Origin of the sequence: Paenibacillus sp. FSL R5-0475 (assembly GCF_038004585.1) — a bacterium.
GTDB lineage: Bacteria > Bacillota > Bacilli > Paenibacillales > Paenibacillaceae > Paenibacillus_AQ.
This window is the reverse complement of record NZ_JBBORK010000001.1, coordinates 622,921-649,558: the sequence shown is the minus strand read 5'-3', so window position 1 is coordinate 649,558 and position 26,638 is coordinate 622,921. Positions and strand designations below refer to the sequence as shown.

The following is a 26,638-nucleotide window of genomic DNA, read 5'->3' as shown; positions in this document are numbered from 1 at the left end:
GTTCTCACAAACCAAGTCTCTGATTTGCAGAGCTTGGTTTTTTTATGTGCAAAAAAAATTGGGTGAATATCGTAGGTGTAATGCCTTTATCCTCTTGCCAGGGCAAACGTATACTGTGGTACATTCGTACACTAATGTAGAGAGAGGATAAATCAAATGATCGAAATTGCCTTGGCCTTTCAAGATAAGGATGGAAAGTATGTAGAGCATGCCGGTGTCGTTTTAGCGTCAGTTTTTCATCATACAAGTTCCCCAATCCATGTTCATATTTTACATGATGCCTCTTTAACCGAAGTTAACAAGCGAAAGCTCACCAGATTAACCACTAAACATCAGCATACGATTAGCTTTTATTCGATTACTTTACCCGAAGATATGCTCCAGGTTCTTGCCAATATTAATTCTATCGATATGTGGACACATGCAAGTATGTACCGATTGCTGCTTCCCGCGTTAATTCCTTCTGACAAAATTATTTATCTGGATTGTGATGTATTGGTAAACATAGACATCGCGGAGCTGTGGCAAGTCGAGCTGAATGAAAAATATTTAGGGGCGATTTGGGATCAGGGCATTATGGATGTTGCATCTATTGTGAGCGCCAAAGGGCTGAATCCCGAGATTTATTTTAATTCTGGAGTGATCGTATTTGCTTTGAATAATATCCGCCAGAATACGAACTGGTACCAAGAGATGCTGAACTTCTTGCGCACTTTCCCTGATGTCACCATGCCTGACCAGGATGTTCTAAATGCAGTTTTTGGAGCGAATTACCTCCCTCTCGATATCCGTTTTAATTCATTTAACATGGCCATCCCAGATCATGACTACAATAATAAAATTGTCCATTTTGCCGGGGATGAGAAATGCTGGAATAAAGATTCCTCAGGATTTGCGCTATATCGTAAGTTCCTAAATCTAACCCCTTGGAGAGCTTTTAAAGCCAAATTAAAACGAAGAAGACGGAAGGTCAGCTATGTAAAGCGGCGGTTCATACGAAAAAGTAATAGACGAATCATTTATAAACGTAGAATTAAAATTATTCGCACAAGAATCTCGCCCCTTTCGCTGTTTCAATTGAAATTAATTAGAACGATTAGGAGAAGAAAAGGGACAGTAATCAATACAAGAATTCAATATCAACGACGTATTAAACGTAAAAAAACAGCCCCTATTAGATAGAGGCTGCAGGATCTCGAGAAACCCAAGGCCATCCAGTGAATTGGGTTTCTCGTCATTCTGAAAAACGGTATCTCTGCCGTTTTTCTTAAACATGATCGTATAATAGATCCTTTTAGTTCACTTTAGTAAAAAACCATTTCTGAGCATCGCTTCCGTTATCCGTCCACTGCTGAACCGCTGCGCCATCTGCGGTTGAGGCTCCGTTTACATCCATAGCTAATCCACTCACTTTAGAAATTAGTTTGTAGTAGCCACCCCCTACATCTACAATGCTCCACCGCTGAGCGTTGGTACCATTGTCATCCCATTGCTGCAACTGTACGCCGCTGACGGTTGATGAGTTCGGCACATCCAACACTTTTCCACTATGCACTGCTGTCAGCTTATAGTAGCCGTCTCCTGTACTTTCCACCTTAAATTTCTGATTATTGGCTGTGTAATTGGTCCATTGCTGCATCTTTGCCCCACTTGCTGTGGATACATCCACTACGTCCAGAACCTTGCCACTAGCCTTGTCGGCTAAAGTATAAATCCCACCACTAACGATGTTTGAGGTAGGCGCGGATTGATACACACGTACATAATCAACCAGCATTTGCGCCGGGAAAGCAGTTGAAGCGTTTGGACTTCCAGGCCAATTCCCACCAACAGCAAGGTTTAGCAGGATAAAGAAGGGTTTTTGGAACTCCTCCGTATTTCCCGTTCCATTCTCGATATAAAAAGCATTAAATTGGTTGCCATCTACAAACCACTTGATATAATTCGCATCCCATTCAACGCTGTACACATGGTATTGAGAGAAATCCAGATTTCCGGATACCTGCCCATACTCGGCATGCCCATTGGCATCCCAGTGTACCGTCCCATTAACAAAAGCATTATTGTTCACACGTTCCATAATGTCTGTTTCACCGGATTTAGGCCAACCTACTGTATCAATATTTGATCCAAGCATCCAAAATGCCGGCCAGAGTCCTTGACCTGAAGGCACCTTGATTCTAGCTTCAATTTTCCCATAGGTAAAACTTTTGAGTCCTTGTGTTTTGATCCGTGCAGAGGTGTAATTCATTCCACCGTAGGATTCTTTTTGCGCTGTAATAACCAGATTTCCACCCGTAACTTGCAGGTTCTGCGGACGACTAGTATAGTACTGAAGTTCATTGTTACCCCAGCCACCGCTCCCTGTGCCGATTTCGGCGGACCAATTACCAGTATTCAGAGAATTCCCGTCAAATTCATCACTCCATACCAGATTCCAGTTCGAGGCTGCACTTGAATTACCTGTAGGCACTAGAGCAATCATGAGTGTAAACAGCAGAAATAGACTTAGCATTTTTCCTTTTCTCAACATCATCGTCTCCTCCTAATAAATAAAAAAATTATAGGACATAGGAATGCTTAAGACGATATCTGCCCAGGGTCAGCCCAATGGAATCACCTCTTTGATCTTATTGATTTCATTGCACGGCGCGCTCGTACATTTGAAACCGGTTTCGTTTTTGGATAAAACAAAGCACTATCCCCAAAACCAGCTATTACAGCCAGAGTCAGGTTAACGCATCACTTCATTTGCAGTGTACGTCTTCTCTATCCGTAATATGCCAAGATTTCAACCTTACTTATGTACTTTAATCCCATAGCCACTTCCTAGTTTGCCTCCTGCAATTAAAAAGGCTTTTGCACGCCGTTGCAGTTGGGTGTTCTCTTCGTACGCTTGTGGGGTCATACTTAATTTACTAAATATTCTTTCTTCTGCTTCCTTGGAACTTTTATCCACTTCATAAATGTAGAACCGACTTTGAAACTGAATAATGTTCGATTCTGGGTTCAAAATCTCACTTAATTCCGGATCAAGCAGCCATGAATGACAAATAAACACTGGAGTTATACCTCTGAAAAAAACTCTGGCTAACTGAAAGGACTCCTCGACACTTTGAACGGATAAAGGCTCTCCCGCTGGAATGTGCACATTAAGCACGATTTGATTGGTATAGATTTTACAACCATCAACATCTAAATCGCGGTCCATCGCAAAAGGTTGAAATTGCATTCTTCCCAAACGAAATAAACGAAGCTGAACATGCTCTTGCAGCCAGTTATATTCTTCAATACCATATTCACCGTAATCACGTAGACATTGCATGCACCAGATCTGAATATCTGAGAATGTATCATAATAGATCTCATCCTCAATGTTACGAATACGATACTCTTCATAAGCTTCTACTGCGAATCTCACAAATAAATATAATAGTAGCTTTCGATAGCCCTCCGATGCTTTCACAGATTCAAAAAAAGAAAATCTGTCAAAATAAAAATGTTGTTTATAAACTAGATATTCATCCTCTTTTATCTGAAACTCATAAACCTGCTGTCTAGCCGCTGGATCAAGCTTTATCCCTTCACACAATGCTCTGATATTCACTAGAAAACCTCCTAAAAGACTACGTTAAATCATAGCCTTAAATATACATTCTCACGCGCTGGAATGCTAAATTCATAACTATAGAATCCATATCGTGTTGTGCATAATATAGAATCAAGTGCTTCTGTTGTCAACGGAATCGTTGACCGCACTCCTCATGGCTTTGCAGGAAAGCTCTCCGATGGCGGCTGTGGTACCAAAAGCCCATCGATTTGGAAGATTGCGTTTATTTCAGTAAAGTATTTAAACACATTACAGGCCTAACAACTAGTGAATTCAAAAGCGCTTCTAAAGTGAATTGACTCTACGGATTGTAAGAACTCATAAAATAAAACAAAGAAACGGCATTTCTGCCGTTTCTTTGTTTTATGGATGGCCAGGGCTCGGAGCCTGTTTTACTCCAACCCATGTTCCTTACGGATGTTATACATGCCTTGAACAAGCAGCTCGGAAGGATCCCGATTCAATTGCAAGTGCGTTAACAATAAATGCAGTGGGAACGCACAAACGTTATTCCCATCGCTTATCGCTGGAAATCCAGCCTCGAAAACCGGACCTAGTTTTTCATTCCAAGCTAGTCCAACATGTACATCTTCTGGCGCAAATTCTTCAGTTATTTCTTTAATACATTGCGGAACTAATACATTGTCTATGATCGCTTTAGCTTCTTCTTCACTTGAAGGCGGTTTTGGAAGCGTTTTGCCGCCCTCAATCTTCATCAGATCAACAAAGAATGAAGCCATCCATGCTGCAGGATCCTTACCCGATTGGAATCTTGCAATCAATTCACGCAGAAAAAAGCCACAAGAATAGACATGGTCTAACTCAGACTTTACGTGAAAAACAAAAACCGGGCCGTAGGCCTCCATATTCAACACTTGTCCTTCAACGTCTTGAAAGTGCACTCTCAAAGCTACGAGACCGTTATGATGAACAGCCATCACTAGCTTATTCATATCCTCCTCAGACATTTCTGGATCATTGGTTATTTCCTCGTTCTCGTTTAATGTTTCTTCGTTCTCATTTGTTATCTCATTGGTCATTTTAAATTCCCTCCCGCTCCTATCATACCATCTAGTGAATTGAACTGACACTTTAATAATAGACAAATTCCTACCAGTTGAGGAGAAAATAAATAAACGGCATCTCTGCAGTTTATTTATGGGTCAACTCTTACTTAAGTCACATCCATTATTTTCTTCACTACTATACTGGTTAATTGTTTGATATCCCCAGGATCTAACTTGTAAGCAGAAGTAGCTTTTCGTGTCGGTTTAGGATTTGTCGATATTAAGTCGGCGATATACAGATCTATAAATACAACGGGATCAGCCCCAGTTCTTTTCCTGAGTTCGCCTGGTACCTTCGAGTTGGGTCCGTCCGCTCCGCCACTGATTGAAATAAAACCATACTTGTTCGGGTTTGTTTTCAAATGCTTTAAATAGGGTCGGAGTGGTGTGGCCACTTGCCCCATCCAGATCGGCCCGAAAAAGAGGATCAAATCATACTTTACTAATACATTAGGTGATGGCTGTACCAACGGTATCCTGCTGAAAATCATATCCATTGTAATGGAACTCAATGTCCGCTGCTTGGATTCAGAAATCTGAAAATATTCAGATGACAGTTCTTTAGCCACACTGCCAGCTAATGCATCATTGTTGCCTGTGAATGAATACGATATGACTGCAATGTTCATCTTAGCCCTCCTGAAACGAATTATTTCGTCTTTGCTTGCTCCAGTGCATTTTCTAGTGCCTTAAGATGTGCTTTAGAGGTAAGCGTTGCCCCACTAATAACGTCTACCTGAAGGGATTGTGATTCAATCACATGTCTAAACAAATCACCAATGCTTATCCCCCCCTTCATTTTAAGCAGATTTCCATTTTTATCTATAGCGCCTTTGAGTATTTTAATATCTAAAATTTGACCCTCAGATATTGATGCCTGAACCTTAGTATCTCTGGAATGATCCTTTGTGCCGATATATTCTCCCACATAGGTTCCATCACGCAGCTTTTGGAAATCAATGACGTCGATAGTAAGCTTCTGAACTTCACGCCTCCCTGGAGCACTTAAGAGAATCCCTCCCCATACGATGACTACAATCACGACGAAGATGATCAGTATAACCATCCACATTGAGATCTTCCTTTTACTACTTACAACAATGTTCATTCGCATGCCCCTCTTCTCAGTTTTTGAATGAATATTATAATATTCATTCATTTTAAGGGATAAAAAAACTGCCTCATTCGTTCTATTTGGGGCAGTCTGTAAGACCCTTCATGATTAGTTCCATCATATGGTCCAGTAATTGTGGAAAGAACTCCAGTCCTATTTCTTCCTTGTGGGTCTCCACATTGATCATGGCGGCGAAGACCATCATAATCATTTTGCTGTCCATATCGCTTCGCATCTTGCCTTCGGTTTGCCATTGCTGCACAATTTCATGGAAGCTATCATATAAGAAATCGTTCACCTGAATGCCGGTTTCTTCTCGATAAAGCTGTTCGATTTTCCCAAAAACACTTTTGTTATACCATTCCTTTAAAATGGGGTTGGATAATATGCCTTCCATATTGAGTGCCATCATCTGCCGAATTACAATCACCGGGCTTTGGGTCATGTCAAGGGATTCCATACAGTTTTTTTTGAGTTTCGCATTTTCTTCAAGAAAGATATCCATAAAAAGCTTTTCCTTAGAAGGATAATAATTGTAAAAGGTTCCTATAGCTATTCCAGCTTTTTTTGTAATGTCCGAGACATTCGTATCCTTAAAACCTTTATTGCTAAATATCTCTTTCCCACAATCATAAATCTTTGTTTTTTTATCTTCCACTTTCCGCATCTCCATGAATGAATAATTATTTTTTCATTCATATTATAATGTCAAAATCTGGATGTGTCAATGCAAAACTTATTTGTTATCTTTTCGTTCATTGAGCGATAATAAAATAAAAAAACGGCATCTCTGCCGTTTTCCCGATAGTTACAGAAACTTATAGTTTCATGAGATCTTCTTAATCCATCAGGTACAGATCCCCGAAGGCATTAACATCCTTCGAAGAACCTATGCCACTATTGTATTCCAGCCAGCCTCTACGCCCCTCGCCGTCATTATCATTGACCAACAGCGAAAACTTAAGCTTCATTCCTTGCTTCACCTGCGTAATGTCATGGCTCAGTTCACGCCAGGGTATGGCTAATTCATAGCTGGTTGTTGAATCTGAACGACTCACCGCATACTTTAGCTCTAGGGCATCATTTATATTGAATCCCCTTGGGGTTAGCCAGCGCCACTTGAGTAAATTCCCTGCATTTCCCCGAGCCACACCTAGTTCATGATACTCCGAGGGTACCGTTCCGTCTGAGTTTGCAATACCAATCCCAATCTGAATGCTGTCCCCACTCCAAATAGCATCACCTGATGCCGACTGTTCATGCTTGTCATCTATAACTTCTACCCCTAGATAAAGGTTATCCGCGTCCCAAGCTAAGGAACCGGTCGCACTGATATCCTGCTCACCTCGCCAACCATTGATTTTGATATCCTTCACATCAAAGCGAGCCAGATCACTCCAATCTGATAGGTTACCATTGATTTCAACGGGCTTACTGAGTTTTGGCAACAACAGTGCGTTAAAGGAATCTAACGTCGTCTGCAATAGATTACCTATGTCATTATAAGATTTAAGCGTCCGTTGTCCTCTAGCAAGCTCAGGAATCTCTAACCGCACACTCTTTCCTGATTCCAGATTCTCCACAGTGGCGTTGTAGGTCCCCTGAGTAGAACGTCCTGTTTCATAATCGGCTTCCACTGAACCATTGAAATTGTTCGTAGACTGATTAGTAACATCCATATGAGTTTTTAATTCCTTGGCAGCTTCATCATAATATGTCTCATATTTCACCGTCAGCGGGTCGATTACGTTAACATTGACAGCGAAGCTCATTGCCGTTTTAGGATCTTCGCCTCGTGAGACAAACAGTGTATCATTTCCTCGCACCAAGCCTTCCGGAACCTGTATCCGAAGTCTGTCTTCTTTCTCCTCCTGCTCACGAAGTATCCAGCCCTCAGGCAAATCGATGTTCATCGACTCCTTCGCAGGAATGCGATAGGCCTCAGGCAGCTTAATATCAAAGGCATCGCCGGAAGCAATCGAAATTCCGGAATTCTCTGGCAGCTTTGCAAGATCAGAACTATTCATGACATTCCATAGAAAATGTGTTGTCGTCTCCATAATTTCATCGATGTATTTATCATTCTTGTAGTCATGTCCGACACCTTCCATGGTGAGTAGATTATGATACACCCCCTTCTCTTTCAGCTGTTCGGCCAAGTCAACACTTTGCTGGTGCGGCACCAGTTTGTCTATCGTTCCATGAATGATGAGGACCGGCGGCAGCTTGCTGTCCGCACTTTTCGTCAGATCACCACCATAAATATCAACAATAGAAAATACAGATTTAATGATGGAAGGATCCTGTGATACATATTGATTGACAAAGTTTATGGCTAGATGTCCCCCCGCCGAATCACCACCGATAACAATACGGCTTGCATCCATCCCGTAAATCTCTGCGTTATCGTTGATCCATTTAATCACATCGGTTATATCTTCATAAGCGTCATTAAGTGTGCGGCTGAAATTAGTAAATGGATCTTTTTTCAGCCTATAATCAACGGACAATACAGCATATCCTCGCTTCGCCAATCCCGTAGAAAAATCTGCTGCATCGTTCTTATTCCCTTCTGTATAACCACCACCGTGAATGAAAATAAATACAGGCCTCTTCTCGTTATTATCGCCAGACGGCTCGTACAGATCGAGTTTCAGCGGTTCTAGAGCATCTGTCTCATTCTTCTTGCTCGCATACAAAATATCTCCTTTCACTGTAACCTTATAAGCGGGAGTCAAGTACTGAACCGAAATTTGTCCGTTATTGACAGTAACTTTAGCCGCTGATGTACTACTGTCAGTAATAATCACGTTAGGCACTTCTTTTCCTTCCTTTTCTAAAGCGCTCTTATTCTCTTGGTTATGCAGTAACAACCAGGAACCTAGAACGATTACTAGGATCGTAAGAACGTAAATAAGCCTACGCTTCATTATGACAACCTCCCAGAATGATTTTGGATTTGAAAAAGTAATATAATTCCAATATCATCATTCTAGAATTCAAGGCATCGTTTAACAATTATGTATTCCTTCGTGAATTAGGTTTAATATTACGAACTTTTAGTGAACAAGAAAGCGTATAATTAAGTAGAATCGGCTTAGTCATAGAAATAGATAGAGGAGGACATTACAATCATGAAGTTGAGCATGAATTGGGTAACGCTTAGGGTGCGCGATCTGGAGGCTTCCCTTGATTTTTATAACCGGATTCTGGGGCTTCCCATTGACCGCAGATTTGAGAGTAGAGGAAAACAAATTGTTATGTTAGGCACGGTGGATCAGCCCAAAATCGAGCTTATTCAGGGTAGTGATCCGGCACTGAAGCCGGAATGCGGCGTTTCTGTTGGTTTCGAAGTGGAATCGCTCGACGATGCCATAGCGTATTTGAAAAGCCAAGGTATCCCCGTCGCACGCGGACCGATCACACCAAATCCCCATCTGCGATTCTTATATATACTGGACCCGGACGGCTTCGAGGTACAGTTAGCGGAGCATAGCTAGGCTAGCACTCTTCAAGCAAAAAAAGGAAGTGTCCCAAAAGCCATGAAATGGCTGCGGTGACACTTCCTTTTTTTTGATTATATCTGCTAATTTGTTATGGGTTGAAGGCTACTACTCATTCTGTTATCTTACGAGCTACCAGCGCTAAGTCTTTCAAATCAATCACACCATCTTTATTGATATCGGCACGTTTAGCCTCAGCCCAATCCGGACTGCTGGTATCCTTGCCATAATTAGCAGCGACAATCGCTAAGTCACCGATGGACACTTTGCCATCTTTATTGATGTCACCAGTCATACCAGGCTCCGGCTCTTCTGCTGTTATCTTGAGCTTATGGCTCGACGTGACAGTTTCGCTCTCCTTGCCTTCCGCATCGGCTACGATCACTTTTTCAATCTGAATAGTACTCTCTGTAGCTTCCGCTACTGTCTTAGTACCAAAATCCAAGGATAACAGCTGCAGATTGCCAGTCACAGCATTTCCCGCACCTTCACTCACCACCAGCAGTCGTAGTTTTCCAGGCGTGTGATTAGCAGTTTCAAGCACCTGGATTCCACTACGCAAGGAAGTAGCAGCCTTGAATTCCAACAGCTTAGGATCATAGTTCATGGTTATATCCATCGCATATACAGCATCTGTTACACTTTTTACCCCAAACGCCAGTTGAAAGTCATTACCTCCAGCTACAGTGTCTACCCCAGACAGAACAGAAGTCATCTTACCCGATGGATCAACTTCACCATTCCCGTCTTTTTTAACGGTAATGATCTCGTGGATTTTGGGTTTAATCGAACCCTCCCACTGAATCTTCACTTCAAACACATAACTATACTTGGAGGTATCAAATGTATTATAAGATGAGGACAGGTTACCAACCTTATGCCATCCAATCGCATCTCGAACGGACACCACAGCGTTTGAATTATCCGATGGATTTTGCAAAACTATCACTTCTTTTACCTTCGTATCCTTCGACAACTTATAATTTAAGGAACCCGTATTCCCAGCACCCGGCATATAGAAGGTGGAGAGCTTTTTGTCAACGGACAGCAATGCTTCATTTCCTATGTTTCCAGCAGGTTCAGCCTGGATAGCCGGATTGGAAGTTCCCGGTCTTTCAATCCCTTCATTAACCAAAATTTCATTAAGCGCGAGCCATGCATCATAGGTTTCAGTTGAAATCAATCTTACATAGCGGGCTTGCTTGCCACCGTCAACTTGAACTCGCTTATAACGGTAAGGCACCTCGTGCTCTGGGAAATTCAAACTCCGATCGCTCGGATTAGTAAACGTATGGATCGTATCCCATGTCTCTCCGTCTAGCGACAGCTGTAAATCTCCTTTACGGAAGAAATCTCCTTCACCGTCTCCAATCACGACAGCTACATTCTGGACATTCACCACACCGCCCATGTCGATCTGAATATACTTCCCTTTCGATTGAATCGAACCGAACCAAACCTTGTTCTCTAAAGAAGCATTGTACACGTTGTTGATAGAACCTTCATAAATGCTTCCGTAATTATGAGTAATCATTGGTGGAGAGAATTTGTTCAGCTTGATCATGAGCCTTGTCAAATCTACAGTGATATTCTCAGTTCCCTTGTTTATGATCCGGAAATAGGCAGCACTAGCAAACGCCCCATTCCCCTCATTAATCTGTTCCCATTCCACACCGTTCTTTGAGGATTCTAACCGAACTTCTCCGTTAGAAGCTTCAAGCGCAACTTGCGTGATCTCTTCAATGGATTTCAAATTAATCCCAACATATTGGGATGGCTTTAATGTGATTCCATTCATATTCGATAATTGCACAGAATTATCTGCTACCATAACAGGAGTATCCTTCAACTCTGTCACATCGGTGTAAATGGCTACCTTATCTTTACCTGCATTTACGGAAAACTCGCGAACTGCCGTCCATAAATCAGGCTTACCTCCAGGTATTCCAGCATGCGTCAATCGATATCGAACCATCCTTGCCTCCACATTGAGCCCGGAAGCAGAAATTTTATACCCAGAACGCTCTTCTCCGATTGCAGTCCATTCTTGACCGTTCACGGAATACTCAAGAATCCCCCTTTGGAATATATCGTGATCCGCATCATTTCTACCTTGTGTGATCGCAATTTCTTCCACTTTAATGGTTTTTCCAAAATCAACACCATACCAGTCTCCATTCTGTTGAAGCGTCTGAATATAGACGTTCGTTGCTAAATCTCCGTCTACCATCAGGTTTAATCCTGAAGGAGAACCATAAGAGCTTACAGCTAGAGGTTTAACATATTCCGGGTCCACCAAAGTATAAATCTGAGCATCCAGTTTATTGATGAGCTGCTCAGCAAAAGGAACCAGCCGCTTTGCTCCTGCCTCGACCGTCACATCTGGAGAATTAAGCTTCTCAATTTTGAATGTTTTGGATAAGCTTAATGCGCTTGTGGCCTTAGCCAGTGCTTCCCATGCCTGATCAACCTTCTCTTTCTGGATTGCTATCGCAGAGAGAACTGCCGATTTATCGGCAAGAACGACATTTTGCAAGCTATTTAGCCATGGATCAATTTCTTCTTCCATATTTTCATTCGTGTTATTTACTCTAAACGACGCGATGGCATCCAATACTAGATCAAATTCTTGAATCAATGTATTCCCCGTCGTTTCTATCGGCTGACCACTTGAGTATTCACTTAAGAATTGCGCTAGCTCAGCTTTGATATTTTCCGATTCACCTACTACAAGTCCATGACCGCTAGGCGATGGGTCACTCATATGATAGGCGATCGTATTAAGCTCAGAAGCAACTTCAGGGGCAATATGCTGAAATGAATCGAGCCAGCTCTCCTCTTGATCAAAATCATCTACATTCCAAGTGTAATCCGCAACCGCGAATATACCGATCTTAGATAATTCCGCATGCTTCATAGGATTAGACACTACACCTGAAATATTATGTGTACCTGGAATGAGCACTTCTGCTTTACCGAGCAGCAGTCTTGCATCCTTATAGTCATTCACTGGCCAGTTTAACCACATATAAGGGTCTCTTCCATGTGCATCTTTGGGCCACTGCATATCTGCCGCGTTAACAGAGGCAACAACGCCGTTCCCGGTCCACATTATATCTACATTCTCTGGCACATTTCTCAAGGCTTCAAGATAGGGTCTGCCAGTCGTTCCTGTCCAGCTTTTATTATAATATGGAGGACAATAAATTAATGATTTGACGTCTTTCTTGGACGTTACCCAATTCGCAACATCCGTAATAAGCCTAACATGTTTGTCCTTATCCACTAACGATTGTGATGTGCTGATATCATCCATAAATAGTCCAAATTGACGTACGCCTACACTGTACAATTGTTCAAGCTTCGCAAGTAAGGTTTGGAGTTCAGCATCATAATTGTTCCAATTGATCATATTGAACCCTGGATGAATCGCCCATACAAACTGCGTCTTGGATTCATGACCGACATCAACCAGTTCTTTGATCTTGGCAAGCTCAGCTGCAGGATAAGGTGTTCTCCATTGCGCGTTATGGTACTTATCATCTTTAGGTGCAAAAATATAAGTGTTCATCTTTAGTTCTCCACCAAAACGCATCAAGCTCATTCGATCTTCATGTGACCAAGGTGTGCCGTAAAAGCCTTCGATAAATCCCCGCGAGCGAGTATCAGAGAAATCTTCGATGGTGAGATTACGAACCTGCAGATCAGGAATTTGATCAAAAATCATCTTCAGCGATGCCAGGCCATAATAAGCCGCATCCGTATTTTTACCTAATATCGCAATAACACCTTTATTCTGTTGCTTGGTGCTAACGTTAAGAACATAAGCGTCCAGCTCATTGAAGTGATCCGCCTCATAGGGAATATTCTGAGTGAAGTAGTTGTCTACATAGCCTGATGAATTTCTAGTTCCCAAAAAGATATTTGTTTTCCCTGCTACTACAGCTCCTGACTCAGTGACCTGAAGTGATTTGGAATCCAGTATCCTTTGAAGCAGCTTTCTTGTCGGCTGGTCAATCGAATCTTCAATAACAACGTTTACATTTTGTGTAATGGTTAAGGTTGTCTCTTCTTCGGTTTGTTGCTGCGGTAATGGATAGATTTCATAGGATTCCGTTAATTTTGCATCTTTTTGCGGAAGATCAGAAGCTACATCCGCTGCAGCTGCAAAACTGGAGAACAAGCCGGCCACCATCATAAGTGTAATGAAGATACTGAGAATCTTCTTCGGCATTTCCTTAACCCTCCTATAATTAACCTTTCAACGCACCTGCTGTTAACCCACCCGTAATTTGACGTTGATACAACACATACATCACAATGACGGGAATCATAGAAATGGAAAGACCCGCAAACAATGGCCCCCATTCCGTTCTGTACTGCATTTCCCCTTGCATAATGGCTATTCCGACAGGAATGGTGTATTTCGCTGGATCGTTGATCAATACCGTGGCCATGATGTACTCATTCCACACGGTTAAAGCATTCATAATTCCTACTGTGATTAATCCTGGCTTCGATAATGGCAACATGATCTTGAAGAAAACGCCGTATAGTGAAGATCCATCAATTGTTGCGGCTTCTTCAAGCTCACGGGGAAGTGCCTTGAAAAATCCAACCAGAAAGAAGATACCGAATGGAAGGATGCCAATCGTTCCGACAGAATAAACAAGCGTGAGCCCTACTAAGGAGTTGGACAAATTCATATCTCCGAGAAGAAAGAACAACGGTATCAATCCGAGTGTGGTTGGAATCATCATTGAAGCAACGTATACAAAATAAAACAGGCCTCTAGATTTAAAGGTAAACCGAGCTAATATATATGCTGTTGTAGCAGCCATAATAAGCGATAACAGTGTACTAGCCACGGTTACTATAATGGAGTTCAGGAAGTAATCGCCAAAGTTTGCTCTGCTCCACACATTTGAATAGTTTTCAAAACGAAAAATAGATGGGAAATCCCACGGTTTCCCGAGCATAACCTGCTGATTATCCTTTAAGGATGTCAGGAATGTCCAAAGAACAGGATATAAGACTACCAAGCTCCACAAGATGAGGAAAAATCGAACTGCAATTTTTGATATCAGCAGAAGTGGTTTTTTGGCGGGATTATCGTTCAAAGTATTTTCCTCCTTACATTTCAATGGACTCTCGGTGAAGAATGCGCTGCAAAATTAGAGTAGTGATTAAAGATAACAGTAAGATCAGCACCCCGATGGTTGCCCCGTAGCTTAAATGGAACTGTTTGAAGCCCATCTGATACAAATAATAACCGAGAACTTGTGTCTGATTATCCGGGCCACCATCCGTCATCAGCTTAACGATAATAAAGGAGCCGTTCAGTGTTGTGATTACGATGTGAATGATAGAAGTTTTGAATTGCTCCCAGATCAGAGGTAATGTAATTCGAGTAAACTGTTGCCATTGCCCCGCACCGTCAATACTGGCTGCTTCATATAGCGAGGAAGGAATACCTAGAATAGAAGCAATGATAAGCAGCATATAGAATCCGATACCAGCCCATACACTAGGAGGAAGAAGTGACCACATTGCGAGGTTTGAATCACCTAACCAGTTCGTTTCCACAGGTTTTCCTCTAAATAACGAGATGAATGCATTCAGGAATCCAAGACGGGGATTGTATATAAAACTCCACAATACACCGATAACGGCTACGGAAATGATATTCGGAAAGAAAAACACCACTCGGTAAAAACCGTATTCTTTCAATTTCAAACGGGTCAATGATACTGCGAAAAACGTTGCAAATAACATGATTAAGATGACCTTCCAAAAAATCAAGAAATAATCATTCGAAATGGCTTTTGGTATGATCTCATCCGAGAATAATTGTCTATAATTATCAATACCGATAAAATTCATCGATTCGGAACCGCCTGACCAATCGAAGAAGCTTAAGTACAAGCCTCGAAACAGCGGATAAATAGTAAATAGACAAAAGATAGCAAACGTAGGCAGCAAGAAACTCGCAATAAACAAATTACGTTTCCACAATTTATTTTTCTTCATGAGCGTAAGCCATCCTCCCCTTAAATTTGAAAGAACAATCAGAGGCACCTATGTCCTCTGATTGTTTAGAAAGAAGAGTCATGAACTTACTTCCGGATTTTGGCTGCCGCCTTCTCCATACGGTCCATCCATTCTTCTGGTGTAATAGAACCTTGCAGCAATGCAATGGTTGCATCATTCTCAGCCTGCTCAATGTCCGCGGCCAATTTAAATACAGGAGCAACGATCGTATCACTACCGTTGAAATATTTCATTGCCGTTTTAACAACATCACTTGCGCCTGAAGATTCCAGATCTGCCTTGACGTTCATCAAAGCGCCAGTCAGCTCAGCCCAACGAACTGCGGCTTGTTTAGTAAAGATAAATTCAATAAATGCTTTTGCTGCATCTGGATTTTTAGCCTTCTTTGCAATTGCAATGTTACTAGTGTAAGGAATAGCCACAAATTTACCGCCTGGCTTCTGCATAACGGAAGGAATGAATCCAAATTTGAAGCCCTCTGGAACATCTTTTTTCATTTCATTTTCGAGCCACAAGCCATTAGGAATCATTGCATCTTTATGTTGCAAGAAGAGCATTTGGGAGTCTGTATGACTCATACCGAACGATGCGTTATCGAAATACCCTTTGTCCCTCATATCAACGATCTTTTTCAAGGTATTCGCTACAGCATCATTTTTGAAAGAACCTTCTTTAGCAGCTTCTTGATCCTTTAAGATCTGCGGATTGTCCCCATTCTCAGATACAAAACCTGTATTTAAGAGACCTCCCACGATGTAGTATGGGTATTTACCGGTATGAATGTAAGGATATACGCCATCCGCTTTGATTTTTTCACTTGTGGCGAGGAAGCTATCCCAATCTTTCGGAACATCCCATCCCTTTTCAGTAAACAGGGTTTCATCATAGAAGGTTCCCCATGATCCGAATACGAGTGGAATCGTATAGTTTTTGCCACTGTAGTCTTGTGGAGGTGCGATCAAGTTGCTCGTAAGCTGCTCGCCGTCCACATTTTTCGCATCTTTAACCCAATCTGTAATATCCATCAATTGGTCGTCGAGCACCATTTGCGTTTCGTTCGAGCCTGCTCCATCGATGTATACAACATCTGGTGGATTACCTTGGATCCAGCGGGGCTTCATTTGCTCGTTGATTTGTGAACCTGCGGATTCCTTAATGTTGACATCTGGGTACTTCTTCTTGAATTCACCAATGACTTCTTTCCACCAACCGTCTCCATAACCACCGACAAAGTATTGGATTTCGAGGTCTCCCGTTACTTTCGGCTCTTCAGGCTTGGGCTCGTCTGTCTTCGCTGGCTCAGTCTGCGTCGCAGCTGTTGTTTTCTCGGGAGCTGGAGCTTCAGCCCCATTTGTCCCCCCGCCACATCCTGCCAGAGACAATACAATGGACATCATAACTAGACTTAATGCCGCTTTCTTTTTACCCTTGCTTTTCATTGGCTATCCCCCTCGAATAAACTTGCTCGACTTCTCTAAGCACTTGATTTTACAATTCTGACTGTAATTCCATTAACACTTTTCCATTATATAGGCTATAAAAACGTAACCACATGATCTCTTTTGATGTGGAGTTGATACTTTTTGTCCTATAGAACCTTTTTTGTTTACAAAAGAAGGACACCTGAGTAAAAACTCAGGTGTCCTTCTCTCAATTCAATATTTTTTGAGCAATTGCTGCTAAATCCATAATGTCGATCTTTCCGTCATTATTAAGATCTGCACGCTTAGCCGTCTGCCAATCTACACTGTTCTGATCTTTACCATAGTGCGAAGCTGCAATCGCCAAGTCACCGATGCTCACTTTACCATCCTCATTTAAGTCTCCGGATTTTATCGGCGGCTGCTCATCTGCCTTAATCTCGACTTCGATATTTGAAAGATCGGCTTCTGTCTCCAGTCCATTCGCGTCACCAAATACAGCACTGCTTACCTTTATGCTCGCTAACTCAGACTTCGTCACTGGCTTTGCTTTGAAGTTTAGTTCAAGCACCTTGGCATCACCGGTTAGACCAGTTCCCGTACTAGCCGTGATTAGGCGAATGGTTCCGATTGGATCATTCTTTGATTCTAACACCTGTATCCCATCGTTCATCGATTCGCCCGAGATGTACTCTAGAAGATTCTCGTCGTACTTCAATCGAATGTCTTGCGCATAGGTCGCATCCGTGACATTGCTAACGCCCATGTCAACTGTAAAGGTCAGACCTTGATTTATCGACTTAGGTCCACTTAAAGTTATCGCAGTAGGTTCATTCCGTTCAACAGGAACATATTCGAAAGCATCAATCATCGCAATGGTATTCGAAGAGGCGTTGTTCTTCGCCCCTTTCACGACAATCTTAATTGTATGTTCCCCTTTGGAGAGATCGGATTGTTGGAATAATACCTGCTGCTTCATCGTCGATGGACCATATCCATCAACACCCTCAGCGACTAGCCCTCCATCGAGATACACATCGAAATGTCCGTGGTTTGCCTGCAAAGCGCTGATAAATTTAATCGATGTTCCTGTAAACGTGAACGACGCTGAAGCCCCTTGCTGATTACTATAGCTTTCTGTGCCCTTGTAATCGCCTGCGTCACTGTAAGGACTCCACGTTCCGGTATATACAATCGACGGATCTTTATCATCTACTTTTATTGGAAGCACTGGTGGCTTTACACTGGATACAATCTTATATTGCTGTCCTTTCACTGTTGGGAATTCAATCAAGTTCCCATTCACCGTGAAGTTGATGGATTCCCCGCTTCCTGCGCGAACGACCTTGAATTTATTGGATTGGACAAATCCATGGTATTTAACAGAAGCCTTATTACCCTGCTTAGAAGTAAGCAAGGCTTCTTTCAAGATCGTACCTTCCCAGCGCATATCCACTTCAAATCCGCCTCTTGCCACAAGTCCTTTAACGTTTCCGGTAGCCCATGCATCTGGTAAAGCAGCTAATAAATCGATACTTCCAGTTTGGCTTTGTAGAAGCATTTCTGCGATTCCTGAAGTTGCTCCGAAGTTACCGTCAATTTGGAACGGTGGATGTGTATCGAACAAATTGTCGAGCGTGCTGCCTCTAAGCTGCTCACCTAACAGTTTATGTGCACGGTTACCATCAAGCAGACGTGCCCATAAATTGATCTTATTCGCTTTACTCCACCCCGTTCCACCATCGCCACGAGAATTCAAGGTGACTCTTGCTGCTGCAAATAACTCCGGATTATTCACTTCATTAATAAGCGTACCTGGATACAAGCCGATCAGATGCGAGATATGGCGGTGCTGATCTGTTGGACTATCGATATCATTCTTCCACTCCTGCACCTGCCCCCAGCTTCCGACCTGCGGCATCCATAGCTTGCTTCGTTTCTCCATGACCTCGTTACGCAGCTGTTCATCGACACCCAAGATTTCACTAGCCTTGATGAACTGTGTGAACAACTCCCAGACTAATTCCTGATCATAAGACACACCGATGGATATATCCCCTTGCTCTGGAGAGTAGGAAGGAGATGATACTAGACTTCCGTCTGAATCTTCGACCAGGTATTTAACCCAGAATTGTGTTGTTTCCTTGATAATGTCATACACTTGGCCTCTTAAAAGATCTTTATCTCCACTAAAAGCATAGCGATCCCACACCTGCTGCACCATGAAGGCGTTGGCAGCCGGTGACCAGCCCCAATAAAAATCAGAGCCTGGCGCAGTATAACCAAATGGGTTGTTGACGGTATGAATCGCCCAGCCTTCCCCTTCAATTCCATGATGTCTTTGGGCTGTTTCCCTACCCGGCTCGCGCAGGGAATCAATATAATCAATGTACGGAATATCGGTTTCCGCTAAGTTAACAACCTCGGAAGGCCAATAATTCATCTGTACATTGATATTCGTATGATAGTCACTGTTCCATGGTGGATTATTTACTTGATTCCATACCCCTTGTAGGTTAGCAGGCAGTGAGCCTTCCCTGGAGGATGCGATAAGCAAATAACGGCCATATTGAAAAAATAATGCCTCCAAGCTTCTTTTCTCTCCGTCACTAGCATTCGTTTTATAACCATTCAAAAGCTCATTCGTAGGAAGATTTGTAGCAACCCCACCAAGATCAAGTGAGACTCTATCGAACAGTTCCTTATAATCTGTCAAATGGGATGCACGCAACTGATTGAATGATTTAGCGGATGCTGCGTTTAGGTTCGCTTCTACAATTTTTTTTGGCGTCTTGTCACTCTTATACGTAGGATAATTATTGGCATAATCTGTTGCAGCGGTCATCAGGATCGTGACAACACTCGCACCGTTTACGGTAAGTTTCCCATCCTTCGCTGTTACAGTTCCTCCTTCATGCTGTACTTGAAGCTGCGCTTCGTATGCCATCTTATTACTGGGTACCTTTCCACTTAGCGTTAGTTTATTTCCTTCACCCTTCACCGTATTGGACGGCTGAGCACCAGTAAGGCGAACATCGAAGGTCATCGGCTGATGCTCATCCGTTGTCAGTCTCATCACCATGACCTTATCCGGATAACTGATGAAATACTCACGCTTGTATTTTACATTGCCCGAAGTATAGGACACTCTTGCCATGGCATCATTAAGATTCAATTCACGCCGATAATCAGAGTACGTCTGAGCACCGCTGTTCCCCGATGCGCTTGTCATCTCCATCTCGGACAATTGAATTTTCGTTCCGCCCTTGCTTACAAGATCGAATTTATAGAATTTATAAGCTGTAGCATTGGAAAAAGTATATGCTTTCTTCTGTTTGCGGCTTGCAAACTCTTCATTGGATCTGTTATCTAGCGGGGTCCACTGCTGCCCGTCATTCGAGCCTTTCAGCGTCCAGCTCTTCGGATCCCGATCAGGCACATCATTCCCTGAAGTGAACGAATAGCCGGTAATTACCTTAGCCTCTTCATATGCCCACTGCACCCAAAAAGGTGGTGCTCCATCACCTGAATACCATTTCGTATTTACCGAACCATCGGTTAAATTGGAAATAGGCTCGCCGTATTGTGGATTATCCGAGCTCGCTGTTACCGTATACGCTGACTGACGGTTAAAATCTAAGAACACGTCACCAAATACTTGATACGCTCCGAAAGAACTATCACCAGCACCCATAACACCAGTAATCTTCCCTACAAGAGCCTTAGCTTCATTAATTTTCCCTTCTTTTAGAAGCTGTCTTATGGTCTCAACATGTTGCTGAGCACCGTCTTTAATACCATATTGATAATTTGAATCTGCTCCAGGCCCACCGCTCCACAGTGTCTTTTCATTAAATTGAATTCGCTCCTGCTCAACACCACCAAATACCATGCCACCCATATAACCATTTCCGATAGGGAGCGCCTGCGTCTCCCAGTTCGTGGCCGGTGCTTGATACCATAATGACAAATCCTGATCTGTCGCAGGCGCAGTTTCAGCTGCCGACTGAACATCTGCATACACTTTTGGACCTAAAACACCATTAGACGGAAGTATGCTGATAAGTAGCTGCGAGCAAGCGATCCATACAGATAGTAGAATTGCAGTCTTTCTGACTAATCTACTTTTACCGATTGGCATGCGTTGATCCCCTCTCATAATAACAACCACTGATTGTAAAAATGAGGCAACCTACTACTCCACAATCTTTTTCGCAAGTGCAGCAAGATCAGTAATATCTATTTTGCCGTCCTTGTTCAGATCTGCGTGCTTAATCTTACTCCAATCTGGACTGGAGGAATCCTTACCGTAATGGGCAGCCATGATTCCTAAATCGCCGATACTCACTTTGCCATCGCCGTTTAAATCTCCAGGTAATCCTGTATTTACTGTGATCTGAATGGTTAAGGATGCTGGTTGGAGCACGGATTCTTCCCCTTGACTGTCACTTATTATCGCTTGAGTAAGCCGGATAACTCCCTCTGTGTCTTGTATTACATCTGCTGCTTTGAAACCAAGTTCAACAATTTCAGCATCGCTAGTAATCGGATACTGACTACCCAAACTTGCCAAGAGAACCCGTAGCTTACCGGGAGTACTTGTAGATGGTTCATTGATAATAATTACGCCTTCCTGCAGTGAGCGGATTGAATCTGGAAGGTATTCCATGACAGCCGGATCAAATTCAAAGGTAATGTCCTGTGCATACACATCACTGGAGACACTGGTGATCCCATACTTCACGGTAAAAGACTCCCCCGGCATAACAACCTTCTTACTCCCTACTAAAGTAGCTGAAGGCATAGGATCAGATGCATCTGCGTTCACTACAGGATTCGTAAAAGATACACAGCTTAAAACCACGGCGATAATGGTCATCATTACCGCCTTTTTGTACCATCGACTACTGTTCAAATTCTTCTCACCTTCATCTTTTAAATTTTGTTCAGGATGTTAGCGTGTGTTATTGAGTTACGATTTGTTTCGCTAATTGAGCAAGATCTGTAATATCGATCTTACCGTCACCATTCATATCCGCACGCTTCGCTTGCTGCCAATCAGGACTTGATGAGTCTTTGCCGTAGTGTGCAGCAACGATACCCAGGTCACCAATGCTGACTTTTCCGTCGCCGTTAAGATCGCCTGATATTCCTGTTTGTTCTGGTTTCACTTTTAAAGAGATTGTAGCTGGTGCAGTTGCGGTCTCTGCTCCGTCTTCATCACCTAGCAGTACCTCTGACACGCTGATATTAACGGTAACCGCCTCAGATACTTCTTTTGCCTGGAATGTCAGTTCGGCAATTTGTTGATTTCCGCTTAATCCGTATTCCGCACCTTCACTCGCCATAATCAAACGAAGCTTTCCAGGTGTTTTAATTGTCTCTTCAACAATCGCAACACCTTGGATCAGTGATTTAGCGGACACATAATCCATGCGGTCAGCATCGTACTGAATGGTGATGTCCTGTGCAAATACCTTCCCGGAGATATTGTTCACATCATACCGGACAACAAAAGGCTTGCCGGAAGTAACGGATGCATCAGCACTCAATACGGCTTGCACTTGAGCCGTTTCCTGCTGCACTTGATACACTGTAATCTCGGCTGCGGATGCGAATTCACCCACGCCTTTTACAGCTTCCAGCTTAATGTGAGTCGCTTCCACCGGAGCGAAATTCACTTCCTTGAGCTGTTTGCTTCGCAGCCAGTTCCCGCTTGTCATGAGCGTGTAATTCACACCATCGGTGCTTGTGTACACGTTGTAAGCAGTAATTGTGCCATTGCCTTCATCCGGCCGAGGTAAGTATCCTAGCTTGCTGATGGTATACTTTCCACCCAGATTCACCATAATTGATTGCGGAAGTGGATCAACGTTAAACCACTTCGTATGCCAATGTGTATCCGGATCGCCGTCCAATGCCAAATTCGGATCGTTTTCGCCTGCTTCATAGCTCGTAGCTTCTGCACTCATTTGACTTTGCGGAATTTCGGTTAGGTTGCTCTGTCCAGTAACCGTCACCACACTTGTTGCTGTAAATCCGCCTTCTTCCGTCGTCGCGGTAATCGATGTCGTGCCCTGCCCTTTTGGTGTGACCATTCCTTTACTGTCCACACTGGCAATACCAGGATCACCGCTTACCCACTTCACAGTCTTATTACCGGCATTCTCAGGCTCAATGCTCGCTTTCAATTGAACCGGTGCGTCCAACGCCTTAAGTGAGAGTGTCTCACGGTCAAGCTTTATGCCAGTAACCTTCTGTCCGTCTTCCAGCGGGATGCCGAACAGCTTGAATTCACGAATAGCAGCCTTTGATTGAGCATCAGGCAGTCCGGTGATCGTAATTCTAGCGAATCTACCCTGGCTTCCAAATGTATCCTGAATGGTGCCAGTTTCCTGATTATTCGTTCGATTCGTTACTGTAATCCAATTGGAGTTCGCGGTTTCCCGAACTTCAATTTTGTACTGATAAGCCTTGTTACTGTGTTCAAAAGAAACTTCGGAGGATTTAATGGAATGCATCATACCAAGATCAACCGTCCAGCTATGGCTATTGTTCTTATCCGCTGCTGACCAGAATGTGTCCACATTCCCATCATTAGCGAGGCCAGCCGGATGCGCTTGATCCTCACTGTCCGCTATAGCAGGTTTACCTTCTGAAATCAATCGAACTTCAGGAGCTGCCTTCGGCGCCTCATAGACATCGACCTCCGAAGCCGAAGCGAACCCTCCAAGTGCAACAGCTGCTTCAAGCTTCACATAGCGGGCGGAAACACTATCGAAAAGGATGTATTTTTTCAAGTTGTTTCTGAGCCAGGTACCACTGGATACCTTCGTATATGCTTCTCCATCTGTGCTGACGTAAAGGTTGTATGAGGTAATGGTTCCGTTCCCAGCATCCAGACGTGGTGCATACCGGAATTGGCTAACATTGCGAACCTTACCTAAATCGAGAATGATGGATTGCGGGAGCTTATCGGATCCATCCCATTTCGTATGCCATGCGGAATTCCGGTCCCCATCAATCGCTTTAGCTGCTTCCGCACCAGGCTGAAAGCTTTTCGCTGAGGCTGTCATCTCATTTTTAGGTATCACTGTCGGTGAAGGCTGTGATAGATCACGATACAGATTGATCTCTGCAGCAGATACGACACCCCCAACAGCTTCTGTCGCTTCAAGTTTCACAAAAACAGCTTCAACTGTATCAAAATTCACCGTCTTCTCTAGTTTGTCATCATTCCATTGTCCACTGCTTACGAGCGTATAGTTGGTTCCATCCATACTCGTATACAGCTTGTAACCTGTAATTGTGCCGTCTTTGCCACCGTACTGTCTTGGCAAGTATTTCATTTTATTCATATACTGTTTAATCCCCAGGTCTAAAGTGATGCTCTGCTTACTTCCAGCATTTGCTGAAGAAAGCCATATCGATTCATAGCTGCCATCCAGCACATTAGCTGCCGGCGTATCCGAAGCCGCATTCGTTGCAGTTGCAATCATATCTTCCTGCGGAATACGACTTGGGTCTGTGTCCACCTGAGGCAGCTCAATTTTGACAGCATCTACAAGTGGAGTCGTATCTGCTGTAAAGCCTGCGACTTTCACAATAAATTCCTTATCAGTGGATATGGATGGTGTTTTAATGTACAGGATGCCGCCTTTATCTTGCTTAGCATAGTACCAGCCACTTGTTGCGCCATCCCATGCTACTTTGGACTGCAATTCAGGATAGGATGTTCCATCTACAGAAACAGCCTCCGGGTGATCTGGCATGTGGATTGTAAACTGATTCTTACGTGACTCCAATTTGCCTTTATAGTCACCTACGCTTGCTCCAACCTTTATAATCAAGTCTCCACTCCCTTGCTCAGGAGCGGTGGAGGTTATTAATGTTTTGGCAAATTTGCCTGTACGATGCTCCTTCGATATACCATCATCTTCATACATCGTAAAGCTTGACGATTTATAAGGATAAATATCATAAGTAATTGGATCAGGAGGAACCTGACCGTCGTATAACGATTCAGGATACATCGGGATGATAGCCCCGCCCTTTACTAGAAGCGGCAAGCGATCCAGTGGAGCATTGTATTCGTCTAACATTTTTGAACCGTAATGTTCTTCTCCTGTCCAGTAATCGATCCATTTTCCTTTCGGAAGATATATTCCGTTTCGCATAGTCGTGTCGGTATATACTGGCGCAACCAGGAACGATTCCCCAGACATGAATTGATACTGTGTTAAAGTTCCTTTGGAGTTCGGATCATTCGGATAAGAATAGATCATTCCCCGCATGATCGGAGCCCCGGACTCGTAAGACTCATTGAGATAGGTATACAAGTATGGTGTCAATTGCTGTCTTAGCTTCAATGCATCCCTGTTATAGCTCGTATAAGGTTCTCCCCATACCCAAGGCTGCTTATCTTTGGCTGCCCAACCAGACATGTTCATCAGGATTGGAGTGAAGATCTTCCACTGTAAGTCTCGAACGTAGGTTTTAGCGCTTCCTCCGAAAATCCCATCAATATCTCCGGTTGAGTACGGCATCCCAGATAGCCCTGCTCCGATCATCGACGGGATATGGAATCGAATGTATTCCCAGTTGCCCGACTGATCTCCGGACCAGACGGTAGAATATCGCTGGGTACCTGCCCAGCCACCAACGGACCAGACATAACCTCTGTCGTCAGAGTTATCTTCAATTCCTGTAAACGCCTGTTTGCTGGCACCCAGGGCGAAATCGTATCCAGGTCCCACCCAGGCAACGTCGAGTTTAGCGAGCCTTGTACCCTCTACGCCAACTTCTTGCGCGATTTCATCAACACCATTTTGAGTCCATAGTCCGGTATAGAAACCTTCCTTATGTAGTTCGTCAACGGTGTTGCCTAGATCCGTATAACCGCAACCATATCCGTCATTCGGCAAAATCCAGGCTCCAGGCATATCATTTTCCCGATATTTTTTAGCAATAAGGTTAACGACATCGGAGGTCTTTTCTGGATCTCTGTTGTAACAATCCGCATCACCAAGTCCCATACCCCAACGAGGAATCAAGGATGGTTTACCTGTAAGATCTGTATAAGCGTTCAAAATATCTTTCATTGTCTCACCGTAGAAATAATAAGCATCAAACCGATTTTCGTTATGCGTCAGCTTGACGGTCGAATCAAAATCATAAGTACCGCTTTGAAAAGTGTTTCGAAGCACTCCGTATCCTGCAGTACTCAAGTAGAATGGCGCAGGATTCGAAACTGTGCCGCTTCCCCAATCCCCATAGTTGTTAGCGATAGTAATTTTGCGATCACGATGATTGAAGAATCCATTCTGCATACCGCCGCCGTAGAAATATTCATCCTCACCCCGGATAAGCTGTTGTGAGGCTGACTGTCCGTTATAGTTCAAGCTAGCAGACTCTTCCCACACCACCGTTTGGTTGTCACTTTTGTACATGGCGAACTTCAACGGATTTTTGTAGGCTCTCAGCACGAATTTTCCTGTTTCCATCTTGTAATACGTACCTTCATCAGACCACTTTACGTTAACAGGTCCGAAATCATCCTTGATGACGATTGGCTCGATCGGCTTTTCCGCGCTTTTTCCTGACAATTCCTTGAATTGCCCGTTCACACCAAGCCAAATCCGGAACATATCCTCCCGCTGAAAAATCACTTTAATCTTGTCAGAGCCTGACGTAATCTCAAACGTGTTATTATCTTTCTTTACGAAGTCAGAAATGTTACCAACGGAAGCACCATGGGCGGTTTCCGGGCGAATCATGAGCCCTGTAACCATAAGGATCATCAATGCCAGCATCCACATACCAAAGCGATTATAAATTGATCTCAATCCATTCCCTCCATTCAAATGAAGCGG

The 26,638-nt window shown here is 43.3% G+C and carries 16 protein-coding genes; 2 read left to right on the top strand and 14 right to left on the bottom strand.

Annotated features, from left to right (window positions below; genetic code table 11):
* Window positions 1-156 precede the first annotated feature (156 nt).
* Complete coding sequence (locus tag MKX41_RS02630) at window positions 157-1,182, top strand: glycosyltransferase family 8 protein (RefSeq protein WP_339246655.1); 1,026 nt, start codon at window positions 157-159, stop codon at window positions 1,180-1,182.
* A 112-nt stretch (window positions 1,183-1,294) separates the two neighbouring features.
* On the opposite strand, the gene MKX41_RS02625 is transcribed toward MKX41_RS02630, so the two are convergent.
* The 7 genes from MKX41_RS02625 to MKX41_RS02595 all read right to left on the bottom strand — a co-directional run bounded on the left by MKX41_RS02625 (window position 1,295) and on the right by MKX41_RS02595 (window position 8,721).
* Complete coding sequence (locus MKX41_RS02625; protein ID WP_427468942.1) at window positions 1,295-2,536, bottom strand: RICIN domain-containing protein; 1,242 nt, start codon at window positions 2,534-2,536, stop codon at window positions 1,295-1,297.
* A gap of 261 nt (window positions 2,537-2,797) precedes the next feature.
* Window positions 2,798-3,607 (bottom strand): acyltransferase domain-containing protein, encoded by an 810-nt coding sequence (locus MKX41_RS02620; protein WP_339246654.1) that lies wholly within the window; start codon window positions 3,605-3,607, stop codon window positions 2,798-2,800.
* A 395-nt stretch (window positions 3,608-4,002) separates the two neighbouring features.
* Window positions 4,003-4,650, bottom strand: a complete 648-nt coding sequence (locus MKX41_RS02615; RefSeq protein WP_042186601.1) for a hypothetical protein — start codon at window positions 4,648-4,650, stop codon at window positions 4,003-4,005.
* 134 nt (window positions 4,651-4,784) lie between these two features.
* Complete coding sequence (locus MKX41_RS02610; protein ID WP_340968533.1) at window positions 4,785-5,306, bottom strand: flavodoxin family protein; 522 nt, start codon at window positions 5,304-5,306, stop codon at window positions 4,785-4,787.
* Between the two features lie 20 nt (window positions 5,307-5,326).
* Complete coding sequence (locus MKX41_RS02605; protein WP_340968531.1) at window positions 5,327-5,785, bottom strand: FMN-binding protein; 459 nt, start codon at window positions 5,783-5,785, stop codon at window positions 5,327-5,329.
* Between the two features lie 82 nt (window positions 5,786-5,867).
* Window positions 5,868-6,449, bottom strand: a complete 582-nt coding sequence (locus MKX41_RS02600) for a TetR/AcrR family transcriptional regulator (protein ID WP_340968529.1) — start codon at window positions 6,447-6,449, stop codon at window positions 5,868-5,870.
* Between the two features lie 181 nt (window positions 6,450-6,630).
* The gene (locus MKX41_RS02595; RefSeq protein ID WP_340968526.1) at window positions 6,631-8,721 is read right to left on the bottom strand and encodes an alpha/beta hydrolase fold domain-containing protein; all 2,091 of its coding nucleotides are present in this window, start codon (window positions 8,719-8,721) and stop codon (window positions 6,631-6,633) included.
* 204 nt (window positions 8,722-8,925) lie between these two features.
* On the opposite strand from MKX41_RS02595, the gene MKX41_RS02590 reads away from it, so the two are divergent.
* The gene (locus tag MKX41_RS02590) at window positions 8,926-9,291 is read left to right on the top strand and encodes a VOC family protein (RefSeq protein WP_052404224.1); all 366 of its coding nucleotides are present in this window, start codon (window positions 8,926-8,928) and stop codon (window positions 9,289-9,291) included.
* A gap of 115 nt (window positions 9,292-9,406) precedes the next feature.
* Here MKX41_RS02590 and MKX41_RS02585 read toward each other — a convergent pair whose 3' ends face one another.
* The 7 genes from MKX41_RS02585 to MKX41_RS02555 form a co-directional block, all read right to left on the bottom strand.
* Window positions 9,407-13,528 (bottom strand): beta-N-acetylglucosaminidase domain-containing protein, encoded by a 4,122-nt coding sequence (locus MKX41_RS02585; protein WP_340968523.1) that lies wholly within the window; start codon window positions 13,526-13,528, stop codon window positions 9,407-9,409.
* Window positions 13,529-13,547: 19 nt separating this feature from the next.
* Window positions 13,548-14,414: a carbohydrate ABC transporter permease gene (locus MKX41_RS02580; RefSeq protein WP_339246646.1), complete on the bottom strand. Its 867-nt coding sequence runs from the start codon at window positions 14,412-14,414 to the stop codon at window positions 13,548-13,550.
* Between the two features lie 13 nt (window positions 14,415-14,427).
* Window positions 14,428-15,324 carry a carbohydrate ABC transporter permease gene (locus MKX41_RS02575; protein ID WP_340968521.1) on the bottom strand — a complete coding sequence of 299 codons (897 nt, stop codon included), beginning with the start codon at window positions 15,322-15,324 and terminating at the stop codon, window positions 14,428-14,430.
* Window positions 15,325-15,410: 86 nt separating this feature from the next.
* Window positions 15,411-16,784, bottom strand: coding sequence for an extracellular solute-binding protein (locus MKX41_RS02570; RefSeq protein WP_340968519.1), 1,374 nt, complete (start codon window positions 16,782-16,784; stop codon window positions 15,411-15,413).
* A 211-nt stretch (window positions 16,785-16,995) separates the two neighbouring features.
* Window positions 16,996-20,907, bottom strand: coding sequence for a glycosyl hydrolase family 95 catalytic domain-containing protein (locus MKX41_RS02565; protein ID WP_340968517.1), 3,912 nt, complete (start codon window positions 20,905-20,907; stop codon window positions 16,996-16,998).
* Window positions 20,908-20,961: 54 nt separating this feature from the next.
* Window positions 20,962-21,681: a cohesin domain-containing protein gene (locus MKX41_RS02560; protein WP_340968515.1), complete on the bottom strand. Its 720-nt coding sequence runs from the start codon at window positions 21,679-21,681 to the stop codon at window positions 20,962-20,964.
* Window positions 21,682-21,730: 49 nt separating this feature from the next.
* Window positions 21,731-26,611 carry a discoidin domain-containing protein gene (locus tag MKX41_RS02555; RefSeq protein WP_340968513.1) on the bottom strand — a complete coding sequence of 1,627 codons (4,881 nt, stop codon included), beginning with the start codon at window positions 26,609-26,611 and terminating at the stop codon, window positions 21,731-21,733.
* Between the last annotated feature and the right edge of the window lie 27 nt (window positions 26,612-26,638).